Annotated in this window: 12 protein-coding genes; 4 read left to right on the forward strand and 8 right to left on the reverse strand. The window is 71.1% G+C overall.

Annotated elements, in window-relative coordinates; translation table 11 throughout:
- Window positions 1-34: 34 nt before the first annotated feature.
- The gene (locus ACWEOI_RS20240; protein WP_433672423.1) at window positions 35-886 is read left to right on the forward strand and encodes an NAD(P)H-binding protein; all 852 of its coding nucleotides are present in this window, start codon (window positions 35-37) and stop codon (window positions 884-886) included.
- A 7-nt stretch (window positions 887-893) separates the two neighbouring features.
- Here ACWEOI_RS20240 and ACWEOI_RS20245 read toward each other — a convergent pair whose 3' ends face one another.
- The 6 genes from ACWEOI_RS20245 to ACWEOI_RS20270 form a co-directional block, all read right to left on the reverse strand.
- A complete protein-coding gene (locus tag ACWEOI_RS20245; protein WP_433672422.1) occupies window positions 894-1,337 on the reverse strand; it encodes an SRPBCC domain-containing protein in 444 nt (147 codons plus the stop codon).
- Window positions 1,334-1,702: an ArsR/SmtB family transcription factor gene (locus tag ACWEOI_RS20250; protein ID WP_357093433.1), complete on the reverse strand. Its 369-nt coding sequence runs from the start codon at window positions 1,700-1,702 to the stop codon at window positions 1,334-1,336. Before ACWEOI_RS20250 ends, ACWEOI_RS20245 begins: the two co-directional genes overlap by 4 nt.
- A 65-nt stretch (window positions 1,703-1,767) precedes the next feature.
- On the reverse strand, window positions 1,768-2,223 hold the full coding sequence (locus tag ACWEOI_RS20255) for a hypothetical protein (RefSeq protein ID WP_452360567.1): 456 nt from the start codon (window positions 2,221-2,223) through the stop codon (window positions 1,768-1,770).
- A 125-nt stretch (window positions 2,224-2,348) separates the two neighbouring features.
- Window positions 2,349-5,111 carry a phosphoenolpyruvate carboxylase gene (gene ppc / locus ACWEOI_RS20260; protein WP_452360568.1) on the reverse strand — a complete coding sequence of 921 codons (2,763 nt, stop codon included), beginning with the start codon at window positions 5,109-5,111 and terminating at the stop codon, window positions 2,349-2,351.
- A gap of 30 nt (window positions 5,112-5,141) precedes the next feature.
- Window positions 5,142-7,844 carry a GNAT family N-acetyltransferase gene (locus ACWEOI_RS20265; protein WP_433673305.1) on the reverse strand — a complete coding sequence of 901 codons (2,703 nt, stop codon included), beginning with the start codon at window positions 7,842-7,844 and terminating at the stop codon, window positions 5,142-5,144.
- A gap of 46 nt (window positions 7,845-7,890) precedes the next feature.
- Window positions 7,891-9,147, reverse strand: coding sequence for an acetoin utilization protein AcuC (locus ACWEOI_RS20270; RefSeq protein ID WP_452360569.1), 1,257 nt, complete (start codon window positions 9,145-9,147; stop codon window positions 7,891-7,893).
- Window positions 9,148-9,360: 213 nt separating this feature from the next.
- Between ACWEOI_RS20270 and ACWEOI_RS20275 the strand changes: the two genes are divergently transcribed.
- Both ACWEOI_RS20275 and galE read left to right on the forward strand, forming a co-directional pair.
- On the forward strand, window positions 9,361-10,047 hold the full coding sequence (locus tag ACWEOI_RS20275; RefSeq protein ID WP_357093423.1) for a metal-dependent transcriptional regulator: 687 nt from the start codon (window positions 9,361-9,363) through the stop codon (window positions 10,045-10,047).
- A gap of 3 nt (window positions 10,048-10,050) precedes the next feature.
- Window positions 10,051-11,031 (forward strand): UDP-glucose 4-epimerase GalE, encoded by a 981-nt coding sequence (galE, locus tag ACWEOI_RS20280; protein ID WP_452360570.1) that lies wholly within the window; start codon window positions 10,051-10,053, stop codon window positions 11,029-11,031.
- A 34-nt stretch (window positions 11,032-11,065) separates the two neighbouring features.
- Here galE and ACWEOI_RS20285 read toward each other — a convergent pair whose 3' ends face one another.
- Both ACWEOI_RS20285 and ACWEOI_RS20290 read right to left on the reverse strand, forming a co-directional pair.
- A complete protein-coding gene (locus ACWEOI_RS20285; protein WP_452360571.1) occupies window positions 11,066-12,307 on the reverse strand; it encodes a DUF4192 domain-containing protein in 1,242 nt (413 codons plus the stop codon).
- 328 nt (window positions 12,308-12,635) lie between these two features.
- On the reverse strand, window positions 12,636-13,043 hold the full coding sequence (locus tag ACWEOI_RS20290; RefSeq protein ID WP_433672415.1) for a VOC family protein: 408 nt from the start codon (window positions 13,041-13,043) through the stop codon (window positions 12,636-12,638).
- Window positions 13,044-13,137: 94 nt separating this feature from the next.
- On the opposite strand from ACWEOI_RS20290, the gene ACWEOI_RS20295 reads away from it, so the two are divergent.
- Window positions 13,138-14,085: a helix-turn-helix transcriptional regulator gene (locus ACWEOI_RS20295; protein WP_452360572.1), complete on the forward strand. Its 948-nt coding sequence runs from the start codon at window positions 13,138-13,140 to the stop codon at window positions 14,083-14,085.
- Window positions 14,086-14,112: the final 27 nt, after the last annotated feature.

The following is a 14,112-nucleotide window of genomic DNA, read 5'->3' on the forward strand; positions in this document are numbered from 1 at the left end:
CTCGCGGGCCGGGCCCGGCGGCAGGGTGATGGACATGATCGTTATCACCGGTGCCACGGGCACCATCGGCAGTGAAGTCGTCCGGTTGTTGGCCGAGCGGGACGTGAAAGTCCGTGCGGTGACCCGGAATCCGGAGCTGGCGCGGGTTCCGGCCGGAGTCGAGGTGGTGCGCGGCGAATACGCCGACACCGAATCCATGGCCGCGGCCTTCTCCGGCGCGGAGGCGGCGTTCCTGGTCGGGCTGCTCGGCCCGGACTATGTGGAACTGGATCGGGCGCTGGTCGCGGCGGCGCGCGCGGCCGGGGTGCGCCGCGTGGTGAAGCTGTCCGCGATCGGCACCGGAGATCCGGAGCTGGGGCGGGTCGGCACCTGGCACATGCCCGGCGAGCAGGCGGTGCGCGAGAGCGGGGTGGACTGGACCATCCTGCGGCCCAGCAGTTTCGCCTCCAACACCCGTAGCTGGGTCGCCCCGATCCAGGCCGGTCAGCCGGTCCCGAACATGACCGGCGCCGGCGCGCAGGGCGTGATCGATCCGCGCGATGTCGCGGCGGTGGCCGCCGAAGCCCTGCTGTCCGACGACCATGCGGGACGGATCTACACCCTCACCGGTCCCGCGGCACTGACCACCCATGACCAGGCCGCCGTGCTGGCGGCGGCGCTGAACCGTTCCATCGACGTCACCGACATCCCCCTGGATGTAGCTCGCGGGTTCATGCTCGAGTCGGGTATGTCCGAGGAGTACGCGGACGGTGCGCTGGCCGGTCAGGCGTTCGTCCGCGACGGCGGGAACGCGATCGTCACCGGCGATGTCGAGCAGGTCCTCGGCCGCGCGCCCCGCACCTACGCCGACTGGGTGCGCGACCACCGCACCGAGTTCGGAGCCTGAGCCGGGGTCAGGCGGCCGCCAGGACCGAACCGAGCCGGTCGTGCATGCCCTGCCAGCCGCCGCCCATGATGCTGCGGGCGCGCTGCATGACCGGATCCTCGGGGTCGAAGCCGCTGTGGCTGAACAGGACTCGGGTGCCGCGCCCCTCGGGACGCAGGGTCCAGCTGATGACCCAGCCCGTCTCCCGCTCGGCCTCGGCGTCGTTCCAGGTGAAGGTGAGCAGTTCCGGCTCGACGACCTCGAGCACCCGGCCGCGGATCTCGCCGGAGAAGTTCTGGCCGGGCATGGGCTGGGTGGTCATCTCGAAGACCGTGCCCACCACCGGCTCGAACCCGACGGGCCGCATCATCCACTGCCCCATGAGTTCCGGGGTGGTGAGCGCCCGCCACACCTTGGCGGGCGGGTGCGGATAGAACTGGTCGAGTTCGATCCTGGTGGTGTCGTCGGTCATCGTCGGTCCTTCTCGTCGGGCTGGTCGGGGTCGTCGGGCATGGCGTCCAGCACCGCGCCCAGGTCACGCAGCCGGGCCCGCCAGAACCGTTCGAACGGATCGAGCCAGGACTGCACGTCGTGCAGGGGGTCCGGTTCCACGCGGTAGAACCGTTGCCGCCCACGCTTGTCCTCGGCCACCAGGCCCGCGTCCCGCAGCACCTTCAGGTGCTCGGACACGCTGGGCCGGGCCATGTCGAAGCGCTCGGCGATCACCTGCACCGACTGCTCACCCTCGAGCAGCAGCTCGAGGATGTCGCGCCGGGTCGGATTGGCCAGCGCGCCGAACACACGATCGGCGTCTCCGGACTTCAAGCGGTAGGGCACCCGACCACAATAGGTAGGAAATTACCTACGCGTCAAACCCCGCACAACCCCGAGAAGGGCCACGATCACAACCCGAAGCTCCCAGTACCGATGCTTCCGGTGCCGTCGCAGCCGTAGGTACCGGGATCCGGGGTTGGCGTGCCGGGCGGTGCGGCGGCGACCGTGACGGTCTGCGAGGCGGACTGCGGCCCCTGGGTCACGGTGATCGTGTGGGAGCCCGCGGTGGTCGGGATCCAGGTGGTGTAGAAGCCGGTCATGAAGCCCTGGAACCCCGAGAAGAAGCAGGTTCCGTTGTCCCGCAAGGTCACCCGCTCCCACGGGAGATGAAAGAGCGTGGGTGAGACCTTCAGGTCGATCCACACCTTGGTTCCCACGACATAGCCACCCGCCGGGGCGGTGAGGGTGACGGCGACTTCCGACGCCGACGCGGTCGACGTCGCCAGCCCGCCCAGGGCACCGGTCGCCATCAAAACCACTGCGCCCCTGCCGATTCCGCGGGCGATCGCATTGCCTGCGCTCATGCGCTACTCCTGTTCGTGAACCCCGTGGACGAGGTTCACGAACAGTAGCGTTCGCAGAGTGTGGAATTCGGACATTCCACTCAACCGGGCTGCCCCAGGCTTCCGGGGCAGGGCCGCCGGGTCGGTTAGCCGGAGTTGCGCAGGGCGGTGGCGAGACCGTTCATGGTGAGCAGGATGCCGCGCTCGACCAGTTCGGAGGTGTCCCCCGCACGGCGTCGGCGCAGTAGCTCGACCTGGAGTTGGTTGAGCGGTTCCAGGTACGGGAAGCGGTTGTGGATGGACTCGGCCAGGGCCGGGTTGTCGGCGAGCAGTTCGTCGGCGCCGGTGATGGCGGCGTGCATGCGCGCGGTGCGGGTGAACTCGTCGCAGATCATGCGGAAGACGGTGTCGCGCAAGGCTTCGTCGGGCACCAGGTCGGCGTAGCGGGCGGCGATGTCCATGTCCGCCTTGGCCATCACCTGAGCCAGGTTGGACATGACCGTGTTGAAGAACGGCCAGCGGCGGTACAGGTCCGACAGGGTGGCCAGGCGCGCGGGGTCGTCGCCGATCCACTGCTCGAACGCGGTGCCGGTGCCGTACCAGCCGGGCAGCATGACCCGCGATTGGCTCCAGGCCATGACCCACGGGATGGCGCGCAGGTCGTAGACGGAGTCGGTGGGTTTGCGCGAGGCGGGGCGGCTGCCCAGGTTCAGGTCCGCGACCTCGGCCACCGGGGTGGAGGCCCGGAAGTACTCGACGAAGCCCGGGGTCTCGTGCACCAGTTTCGAGTACGCGATGCGCGCGGATTCGGCCAGCTCGTCGAGGATTTCGTAGGCGGGCTCGGCCTCCGCGCCCAGCCCCTCCACATCCAGCAGAGTGGATTCCAGGGTGCCCGCGACCAGCGCCTCCAGATTGCGGTACGCGGTGCCGGAATCGGCGTACTTGGTGGAGATGACCTCGCCCTGCTCGGTCAGCCGCAGCGCGCCGCGCACCGCCCCGGCCGGCTGGGCCAGGATGGCGTCGTAGCTGCGGCCGCCGCCGCGGCCGACGGTGCCGCCGCGACCGTGGAAGAGCCGCAACCGGATTCCGGTCTTGCGGGCCACGTCCACCAGGTTCTGCTCGGCGCGGTACAGCGCCCAGTTGGCGGCCAGGTACCCGCCGTCCTTGTTGGAGTCGGAGTACCCGAGCATGACCTCCTGCTGCATGCCGCGCGCGGCCACCAGGCGGTGATAGGCGGGCACTTCCAGTGCGGCCGAGAGGATGTCGGCGCCGTGGCGCAGGTCGTCGATCGTCTCGAACAGCGGCACCACCCCGACCGGGCTGGACGGCGCGGTGTCCGCGTCGCCCGGATCGAGAATGCCCGCTTCCTTCAGCAGCAGCGCGGCCTCGAGCATGTCGCTGACCGAGGTGCACATGCTGATGATGTAGTTGGGCACGGTGTCCGGGCCCAGATCGTCGAGCGCGGCCCTGGCGGCGCGCACCACCGCGAGCTCCTTGGCGGCCAGGTCGCTCAGCCGCGCGGCGGGCCCGACCAGCGGTCGGCGCGTGGTCAATTCGGCCGACAGCAGCGCCACCCGCTGGTCCTCGTCGAGCGAGGCGTAGTCGGGATGCACTCCGGCCCAGGCGAACAGCTCCGTCACCACCTGCTCGTGGGTCTCGGAGTTCTGGCGCATGTCCAGGCCCTGGAGGTGAAACCCGAAGGTCTCCACGGCCGATCGCACCGAGGCCAGCTGGTCGTCGGCCAGCAGTCCGTCCCCGGACGCCCGCATGGACGCGTCGACCACGCCCAGATCGGTCAGCAACTCCCCCGGCCCGTCATAGGGCAGCGCCCCGGCGTCGATGCCGTCCGCGGGGAGTTCACCCAGCGCCCGGATCGCGGTGGCGCTGAGCCGGGCCCGGATCGCGCGCACGGCCCGGCGATACGGCTCGTCGGCCCGCTGCGGCGACTCGTCGAAGCCGGCGTCGGCCAGCGCCGCCAGCTCCGGCGTCACCGGCACCAGCCGCGCCGACTGCGACAGCGTCTTCTCCAGCTCGACCAGCGCGCTCAGGTATCGCTCGAACGCGACCGTGCCCGCGCGGTGGGTGGCGCGGTGCACCACGTCGGCGGTCACATTGGGATTGCCGTCGCGGTCACCGCCGATCCATGAGCCCGGCCGCAGGATCGGCCGCGCCAGCAGGTCGTGCCCCGGCCAGCGGGACCGCAGCGCGGCCCGCACCTGGTCGTTGATGCGCGGGATGACGTCGAACAACGTGAGGTCGTAGTACCGCAGCCCTACGTCGATCTCGTCCTGGATCCGCAAGCGCGCCAACCGGATCAGCGCCGCCCGCCACAGCTGCAGCACCTGCCGGCGGATGTCGACCTCGAGTTCGGCGAACTCCGGCTCGTACCTGTTGTAGCGCTGCCGCTGCCGCATCAGGTCGGTGATCTTGCCCTGCACGTCGAAGATGGTGCGTCGCCGCGTCTCGGTCGGATGCGCGGTGATGACCGGCGACACCAGCGCGTCCGACAGCAGGTCGGCGACCACCGCGCCGTCCGGCCCGTAGGCGTCGAGCTTCTGGTAGGTGGCGGCCAGACTGGAGTCCTGCGGCGGCTCCCCGGCCGCGACGTGCACCGCGCGCCGGCGATCGCGCTGCAGGTCCTCGGCCAGATTGGCCAGCAGCAGGAAGTGACTGAAGGCGCGGATCACCGGGATGGCGGTACGGATGTCGACATCGCGCAGCATGTCCGCGACCGCGCTGCGCTCCACCTCCGAGCGGCGGATCCGGAACGCCTCCACCCGGACCCGTTCGATCAGGTCGAAGATCTCCGGGCCCTCGTGGTCGCGAATGGTGTCCCCGAGAATGCCTCCGAGGAACCGGATGTCGTCGCGCAACGGCGCGGTTGCCGTCTCGATCTGATTCGCCTGCACTACGTTCACCTCTCCGAGTTCGGCTACTGCTCAACCCATCCGGCGCGGCCCGATGTCGAACCGGTTGGGTTCCGGCCCGATTCGCACCCGCGCGTACAGCACCGCCGCGCCCTCCGGCGAGGCCAGCACCGGTTCGCACTGCAACTCTCGCACCTCCGGCAGGTCGTCGCAGAGCGCCGAGATCCGTTGCGCCAGTTCGGCCAGCGCGCCCTTGTCGACCGGCTTGCCGAGATCGCGCCCGCCGACGGTGCCCGACAGCAGCGGGGCCGCCCGGGGCGCGTCGATCAGCTCGGCCGACTCCGCCTCGGTCAGTGGCAGCGCCCGGTACACCCGGTCGCCGAGCAGGTCGATGATGGTGCCCGACAGGCCGAAACTGATGACCGAACCGAACGACGGGTCGTCCTGCACCCGGAAGGTGCAGCCCACGCCCTTGGTGGCCATGCGCTGAATGTGCACGGGGTTGCCGGAGATCTCCGCCAGATCGGTGAACGCCCGCCGCACGGCGTCGGGCCGCCACAGGTCCAGGCGCACACCGGTGAGATCGGGCCGGTTGCGCCAGATCTCGCCGGTGGCCTTGGCCGCCACCGGGAATCCCAGTTCGTCGGCGGCCGCCACGGCGGCGTCGGCGTCGCGGACCTCCCGGAACTCGACCACGTCGATCCCGTAGCAGCCCAGCAGTTCCGCGGCCTGCAGATCGGTGAGCCACGCGGTGGCGTCCTCGGACATCCACCGCGCCACCAGTTCCCGCGCCCGCGCGGTGTCGGCGCCGCCGGGCCTGGCGATCGGCGACAGCGGCCGGGTGCGCCACTCGGCGTAGCGCCGCGCCCGCCCCAGCGCGCGGGCGGCCCGCTCCGGATCGCCGTAGGAGGGAATGGAACCGCGTTCGAGGATGCCGCCCAGCCCGCGGGTGGCGAGCAGGTTCGGCATGCCCTGATCGGCGACGAAGGTCGTGAGCACCGGGGTCGCCGGATCCGATTGCGCGCCCGCGCGAATCGCCTCGGCGAAGGAGGCCACGGCGGCGGGCACCGGCGGCGAGTAGATGACGATCACCGCGTCCACCGCCGGATCGCTGGTCGCGGCGGCCACCGCGGTCAGGTAGTCCGCCGGACCGGCCTGCGGCCCGAGGTCGGTGGGCTCGTCCACGGTCAGGCCCTCACCGCGCGCCGCGTCGACGGCCAGCCAGCTCAGCGCGGCGCTGTTGCCGATCACCGCCAGCCGCGGCCCGGCGGGCAGCGGCTGATAGGCCAGCAGCATGGCGCAGTCGAACAGCTCGGTGATGGAATCGACCTGGATGATCCCGGCCTGCGCGAACAGGTTGCGCACCAGCGAGCGATCCAGATCCTGATCCCCGTCCACCCGCGCCGCGTTGCGGCCGCTGTTCACGGCCACAATGGGTTTGGTGTGCGCCACCCGGCGCGCGATACGGGAGAACTTGCGCGGATTGCCGAAGGTCTCCAGATACAGCAGCACCACATCGGTGTCCGGGTCGCTGTCCCAGTACTGCAGCAGGTCGTTGCCGGAGACGTCGGCGCGGTTGCCGGCGGAGACGAAGGTCGACAGCCCCAGCTGCCGGGCCGCGGCCTCGCCCAGAATGGCCGCGCCGAGTGGGCCCGACTGGCAGAAGAATCCGATCCGCCCACGCCCGGGCAACACCGGCGCGAGGGTGGCGTTCAACGCGATAGCCGGATCGGTGTTGGCGATGCCGAGCGCGCTCGGACCCACCACTCGCATGCCGTGCGCCCGCGCGGCGTCGACCAGATCGCGTTCGGCCTGATAGCCGTGCGGACCGGTCTCGGAGAATCCGGCGGTCAGCACCACCAGGCCCTTGACCCCCTTGGCCATACAGTCGTCGAGCACCGACCCGATCTCGGTGGCGGGCACCGCGATCACGGCCAGGTCGACCTCGTCGGGGATGTCGCGCACGGTCGGATACGCGCGCACGCCGCGCACCGCCGTGCGGTTCCGGTTCACCGGGAACACCGGTCCCTGATAGGCCCCCGAGAGCAGGTTGGCCAGCACCGCGCCACCCACCCGGCTGGTCGACGGGGTGGCCCCGATCACCGCGATGGACTTGGGCGACAACAGGTTCCCGACGCTGCGTGCCTCCGAGGCCCGCTCGCGCGAATCCCGCACCGACAGCAGCGCTTCGGTGGGGTCGATGGCGAATTCCAGGTGCAGCACCGACCCGTCGCGGCTGCGCTGCACCTGATAACCGGCGTCGCGGAACACCTGCACCATGGCGTTGTTCTCGGCGAGCACCTCGGCCACGAAGGTCTCGATGTCGTTCTCCGCGGCCGCGCCCGCCAGGTGTTCGAGCAGGATCGAGCCCAGCCCGCGGCCCTGATGCTCGTCGGCGACCACGAACGCCACCTCGGCCGCGCGCGGTCCCGGCCGGTCGGCCAGGTACTCGTAGCGGCCCACCGCGATGATCTCGTCGCCGAGTTCGGTCACCAGCCCGACGCGGTCGCGGTAGTCCACGTGCGTGGTCCGGTACAGGTCCTTGGGCGTCATCCGCGGGTACGGCCCGAAGTAGCGCAGGTAGCGGGTGCGGTCGGAGAGCGCGGTGTGGAAGCGCTCCAGCGCCTCGGCGTCGTCGGGGGTGATGGGCCGCAGCCCGACCACGCCGCCGTCGGAGGCGAGCACGTCGGCGAACCAATGTTCCGGCGGCGGAGGCGGATTCACCGGGGTGCCGGGGGTGTCCGGCGGCAGCGGCGGGGCCGGCGCCGGGGGCACGCTGCCGTTGCCGGAGACGGCGGCCGGGTCGGCGGAGTGGGACGGGTCAGTCACGGGGATCCTCCGGATCCAGGCCGAGCAGGCCGAAACTCGCCCGGCGTGTTGCCAATACGGATGTGTCGAGGGCCCGGCGGGCGCGGTCCACGCGCTCGTCGCCGGTGTCGCGGCCGCCGCCGGGGCCGTCCCAGCGCGCGAACGAGGTGTCGGCCCCGTCGCCCATGGTCTCGGGCACCGCCACCACGGGCGCGTATCGGCCGACCAGCTCCCGCCATTCGGGCGGGGTGGCGGTCGTGGGGTCGATGGTGCGATCCAGGGCGGTGGCCAGCAGGTGGGTCCAGGCCCGTGGCACCACCCGGATCAGGCCGTACCCGCCGCCGCCCACCGCCAGCCAGCGGCCCTCGGCGTACCGGTCGGCGAGCTCGCGCATGGCCAGGAAGGCCGCGCGTTGACCGTCGATGCTGAGTTCCAGATCGGCCAGGGGATCCTCGCGGTGGGTGTCGACACCGCACTGGCTGATCACGATCTGCGGCCGGAACGCCGCCAGCGCGCCCGGCACCACGGCGTGGAACCCGCGCAGCCACAGCGAATCCCGGGTGCCGGGCATGATCGGCAGGTTGATGGCGGTGCCCTCGGCCGCGCCCATGCCGGTCTCCTCCGGCCAGCCGGTATTGGGCCACAGGGTCGCCGGGTGCTGGTGGATGGACACCGTCAGCACCCTCGGGTCCCCGTAGAACACCCGCTGCACCCCGTCACCGTGGTGCACGTCCACATCGAGATAGGCGATGCGGTCGAAACCGTTGTCGAGCAACCACGAAATCGCCACCGCTACATCGTTGTACACACAGAACCCCGCTGCCGAGGCCGGCATGGCGTGATGCATACCACCACCGATGCTCACCGCCCGGCGGGTGTGCCCGGCCGCGATCGCCTGCGCGGCGGCCAGCGTGCCGCCCACGATCACCGACGCCGCCTCGTGCATGTGCGGGAACACCGGGTTGTCGGCGGAGCCGAGCCCGTAGGGCGGGGCGGTGGGGACCGAGCCCAGCGGTGGCCGCGCGTGCTTCACGGCCTCGATGTAGTCGTGGGTGTGGACGCGCAGCAGCTCCGATTCACCCGCGGCGTCCGGTGTGAGTTGCTCCACGCCGTCGAGCAGGCCCAGTCCCTCGGCCAGCGCCATGGTGAACTGCAGGCGCACCGGGCGCATGGGGTGTTCGGGGGTCCAGGTGTAGTCGAGGAATCGATCGGTCCATACGACCGTTCCATCCACTGCGAGGTTCGGTTCACCACCAGCTCGGCCAGGCATACCTGCCACGCTAATGCGTCGCGCCGGTTCGTAGGCTTGGCACACCGCGGTGCCCGCCGGGCTGTCGTACCGGGATGGCAGGCTGCCACCGAGCAAACCTGCTGGGAACACGCTGCCCGTCCTGGCTGTTGACCGTGCGTCCGCGAAATAAGCTGTCGCCCGGTGCAGCCGCCGTGCATGGGTAGAATTCGTGCCGACGAAGGGGTTTAACAGGTGAAGGATCTGGTCGACACCACGGAGATGTACCTCCGTACCATCTACGACCTCGAGGAGGAGGGCGTCACGCCGCTGCGTGCGCGCATCGCCGAACGCCTCGAGCAGAGCGGCCCGACGGTGAGCCAGACGGTCGCGCGGATGGAGCGCGACGGTCTGCTGAACGTCGCCGGTGATCGCCACCTCGAACTGACCGAGAAGGGCCGCGCCATGGCGGTCGCGGTGATGCGCAAGCACCGGCTGGCCGAGCGGCTGCTGGTCGACATCATCGGTCTCGAGTGGGAGAACGTGCACGCCGAGGCCTGCCGCTGGGAGCACGTGATGAGCGAGGAGGTCGAGCGCCGCCTGGTCGAGGTGCTCAACCACCCCACCACCTCCCCCTACGGCAATCCGATTCCGGGCCTGGACGAACTGGGCATCGATCCCGCCGCCGGGTCCGAGGAGAAGCTGGTCCGGCTCAGCGACCTGCCCGCCGGGCAGGCCCAGGCCGTGGTGGTGCGCCGGCTGTCCGAGCACATCCAGACCGACCCGGAGACCATCAACCAGCTCCGCCAGGCCGGTGTGGTGCCCGACGCCCGCGTCACCGTGGAGAACAAGCCGGGTGCCGTGGTCATCTCGGTGCCCGGTCACGAGGGATTCGAACTGTCCGACGAGATGGCGCATGCCGTCCAGGTGAAGTTGGTCTGATCCGTGAAGCTTCTGGTAACTGGCGGGGCCGGCTACGTGGGTGGCGTGTGCGCGCAGGTTCTGCTCGAGGACGGCCACGAGGTCGTGGTCGTCGATGATCTGTCCACCGGCAACGCCGACGGCGTCCCGGCCGGGGCCAAGTTCGTCGAGGGCGATATCGCCACCGTCGGCACCGAACTGATCGCGTCCGAATCCTTCGACGGGGTGCTGCATTTCGCGGCCCAGTCGCTGGTCGGCGAGTCGGTGGTGGCGCCGGAGAAGTACTGGCACGGCAATGTGGTCAAGACCCTGGCCCTGCTCGAGGCCATGCGGGCGGCGGGCACGCCGAAGCTGGTGTTCTCCTCCACCGCAGCGGTGTACGGCGAACCGGAGCAGGTGCCGATCGTCGAGGACGCCCCGAAGGCGCCGACGAACCCCTACGGCGCGTCGAAGCTGTCCATCGACTACGCGATCACCTCGTACGCGGCCGCGCACGGCCTGGCCGCGACCAGCCTGCGCTACTTCAACGTGGCCGGCGCCTACGCCGGGCTCGGCGAGAACCGTGTGGTGGAAACCCATCTCATCCCCCTCGTCCTGCAGACCGCGCTGGGTCATCGTGAGTCGATCTCGGTGTTCGGCACCGACTACCCGACGCCGGACGGCACCGCGGTGCGCGACTACATCCACATCCGCGATCTGGCGCAGGCGCATCTGAAGGCGCTCGAGCAGTCGCAGCCGGGTGCGCATCGGATCTTCAATCTGGGCAGCGGCACCGGTTTCTCGGTGCGCGAGGTCATCTCGGCCTGCGCGCGGGTGACCGGGCTGCCGATCAACGCGGTCGACGCCCCGCGCCGCGCGGGTGACCCGGCCGTGCTGATCGCCTCCAGCGCCAAGGCCGTCGCCGAACTCGGCTGGACGCCCGAGCACACCGATCTCGACGAGATCGTCTCCGACGCCTGGGAATTCCTGCGCTCTCTCGGCGACCGCGCGCACAGCGCCCGCTGAGCCCTTCCGGACCGGCCCGGGGTCCGCGGTGTGATCACCGCGGCTCCGGCCCGAGGCGCACGCCCAGATCGGCGGCGGTCTCGCGGCCGGAGTCCGTGAGCCGCCGCAAACGCTCCGGCGGCATGCCGGTCTGCAAGCCCAGTTCCAGCAGGGTCGCCATGCGGTGCTGCGGATCCGCGGTCAGCGCGGCGTCCAGCGCCACACCGGCCAAGGGGCCGTCACCCCGCGAGTACGCGCAATAGCCCAGCAGCGCTGCCGCTTCGGCGCGATCCGGATCGGGCAGCGCCCGGGTCAGCTGGGTCCACAGTGCTTCCGCGCCATCGGCGTGCGGGCCCGGCGCCAGCCCGAACATGATGTCGCGCAGCGCCGGATCCCGGAGCGCGACGGCCAGCTCCGCCAGCTCGACCGGGGTGAGCCGGATCCCGGCCTCGACCCGTTCGAGATAGCCCAGCACCCGGCACAATTCGAGCCGCAGTCGCACCCGCGGATCACCGGGCTGCGCCGGCCGGGCCGTGGCGGCTGCCGCGATCTCCAGGGCGGCGGCGGTCGCGTCCCGCGCCACGGGGTCGACCGCGAGCAGGTCGGTCAGCTCCCGGCGGGACCCGCGCAGCGGGCGGCCGTCGAGGACGTGGCGCAGGGTCACCATCGAGGTGGCCGGATCGTGCTGGAGCCCGCGCGACCACGGTCCCGACAGCGTCCACCAGGGCAGTTTCGGCCCGATGGCCTGGACCGCCCAGGCTCCGGCCAGCGGCACCGCGTCCGCGTCGAGCCGATGTTCCAGGGCGGCAACGAGATCACCGTGCTTGCGCGCCCGCACTCCCGCGTGCCGCCCGGTGGGTTCGGTCGCGCGGTCGTCGATCACGAGGGCCAGCGCCGCGACGGCCCGGTGCCGCACACAGATTCCCGCGACCCGCTCGACCAGCAGTCCGGACGCGGATCGGCCCCGATTGTCGAGGTCCATACGGGTCACCACCTCGACCGCCGCGGCCTCCGGCGACTCCGGGTCCGCCCTCAGCGCGGTCACCACCAGTGACCGCGCGGGCATGAAGCCGAGCATCGCGGGGACCGCGGCGATCAGGTCACCGGGTTCACGCAGCCGCGGCCCGCACTCCCCCGGATCCTCGAACGGCGGGTCGGCCGCGGTGTCCGGGCGATCGGACAGCACGGGTGCCGGCCGCGGCGCGGGCTCGGCGGGCGGAGCCGGTTCGACAGGCACAGTGGGCTCGACGGGCAGGGTGGGCTCGATGGACGGCGTGGGCTCGATGGGTGCGTTCATGCCGTCGAGCGTGCGCCCGGCCACCACCCGGCCCCGATCGGCGACCTCGGGTTTCGCTGGGGCTGTGGATGATTCATCGCCCCGATCGCGAGTCGTGGAGTACTCGGCGTGGTCAGGCAGCCGCAACGCGGACTGTGTCGGTGCCCGTTGTTATCGTGCGCCCGCTCGCACGGCCGCCGTGTCCGGGCGCCCCGCGCCGAGCCCTCGGGACGCGAACCTGAAATGCAATCATTTCATTTTCCCCGCCCGGCCGCGTTTCCGCTGCTAGTGTCCGCCTGGCACTGCCCCGCGGCAGCGCCGGAAGGAGACCGTGCGCAACGAAAGACGCCTAGGCGGGCCGGGACTCGGCCAGGATCGCCAGGTAGTGCGGATTGGACATGATCCCCAGGACATTGCCGAACGGGTCCACCACCGAGGCCGTCACGAAACCGGTGCCCTCGCCGCGCTCGATGATCGGCTCGTACACGGTCGCTCCCATGCCGAGCAGCCGCTCGAAGGTGGCGGCGACATCGTCGACGTGCCAGTTCACGATCTGACCGCCCGGGACGTCCGGGTGCGAGGGCGCGAACTTGCCCGCGATGATGCCCAGTTCGGCCTGGTAGTCACCGATGCGGAACTCGTAGTACCCGCCCGGCACGGCGAAGTACGGCTGCACGCCGAGCAGTTCGCTGTACCAGTCCTTGGCCGCCTCGAGATCGTCGGCGAAGTAGTTGACGGTGGCCATTCCACGCAGCATGGCGGTTCTCCTCGGTCGGTTCAGCGGGTTACCACACCATCATCGCGCGCAAAGTGCTCACCGAATGAGCACTTTTCCGGGCAGAATTCCGGGTATGCGCGCGGATCGATTGGTGGCGACCCTGCTGTTCATGCAGACCCGGAGCCGGGTGACCGCGGCCGAGGTGGCGGCCGAACTCGAGGTGTCGGTGGCGACCGCCCGCCGGGACCTGGAAGCCCTGTCCGCGGCCGGCGTCCCGATCTACCCGCAGCCCGGACGCGGCGGCGGCTGGGCGCTGGTCGGCGGCGCGCGCACGGACCTGAGCGGTCTCACCGGCCCCGAGGCCCAGGCGTTGTTCCTGCTGCTGGGCCCGGTGGCCACGGCGAGCCCCGCCACCAAGTCCGCGCTGCGGAAGCTGTTGCGCGCCTTGCCGCCCACCTTCCGCGACACCGCGCAGGCGGCGGCGGGCGCGATCGTGGTGGACCCGGCCCGCTGGGGCGAATCCGACGATCGGCCCCCGGCCCTGGTGGACGAGCTGCAGCGGGCGGTGGTGCGCCGCAGCCGGATCCGGCTGCGCTACGACCGCGCCGGGCAGCGGACCGAGCGGCTGGTCGATCCGTGGGGCCTGGTCGACAAGGACGGCATCTGGTACCTGGTCGCCGGAACCGAGCGCGGGCAACGGACCTTCCGCGTGGACCGGATCGCGAGTGCCGAGCCGACCGGCGAGATCGCCTCCCGGCCGGACGATTTCGACCTCTCGACGGCCTGGTCGGAGGTGGTCGAGGAGGTCGAACGGCAGCGCTCGTCGCTCGCGGCGACGGTGCTGATCACCGCCGAGCTGGCGCCGGTGCTGCGCAAACAGCAAGGGCGGCACTGCGTTCTGGACGGCCCCACCGGCGACGGGCGGGTCCGGGCCACGGTCACCGCGCCGACGGCGCTCATGATCGCCCAGCAGCTGGCGGGCTGGGGCGCGGCCGTGGAGGTGGTGGAGCCGGAATCGGTGCGCGCGGAGCTCGCACGCCTGGGCGCGGAACTGCTCGCCCGCTACCGTACCGGCCAGTAACCGCTTCCCTGTTATGCGATAATCGAA

The sequence above is a fragment of the Nocardia sp. NPDC004340 genome, assembly GCF_053602575.1.

Coding starts and splice junctions, on each gene's coding strand:
- ACWEOI_RS20240 (WP_433672423.1), top strand. CDS start 35: ATGATCGTTATCACCGGTGCCACGGGCACCATCGGCAGTGAAGTCGTC.
- ACWEOI_RS20245 (WP_433672422.1), bottom strand. CDS start 1,337: ATGACCGACGACACCACCAGGATCGAACTCGACCAGTTCTATCCGCAC.
- ACWEOI_RS20255 (WP_452360567.1), bottom strand. CDS start 2,223: ATGAGCGCAGGCAATGCGATCGCCCGCGGAATCGGCAGGGGCGCAGTG.
- ACWEOI_RS20270 (WP_452360569.1), bottom strand. CDS start 9,147: ATGCCTGGCCGAGCTGGTGGTGAACCGAACCTCGCAGTGGATGGAACG.
- ACWEOI_RS20285 (WP_452360571.1), bottom strand. CDS start 12,307: ATGAACGCACCCATCGAGCCCACGCCGTCCATCGAGCCCACCCTGCCC.
- ACWEOI_RS20290 (WP_433672415.1), bottom strand. CDS start 13,043: ATGCTGCGTGGAATGGCCACCGTCAACTACTTCGCCGACGATCTCGAG.
- ACWEOI_RS20295 (WP_452360572.1), top strand. CDS start 13,138: ATGCGCGCGGATCGATTGGTGGCGACCCTGCTGTTCATGCAGACCCGG.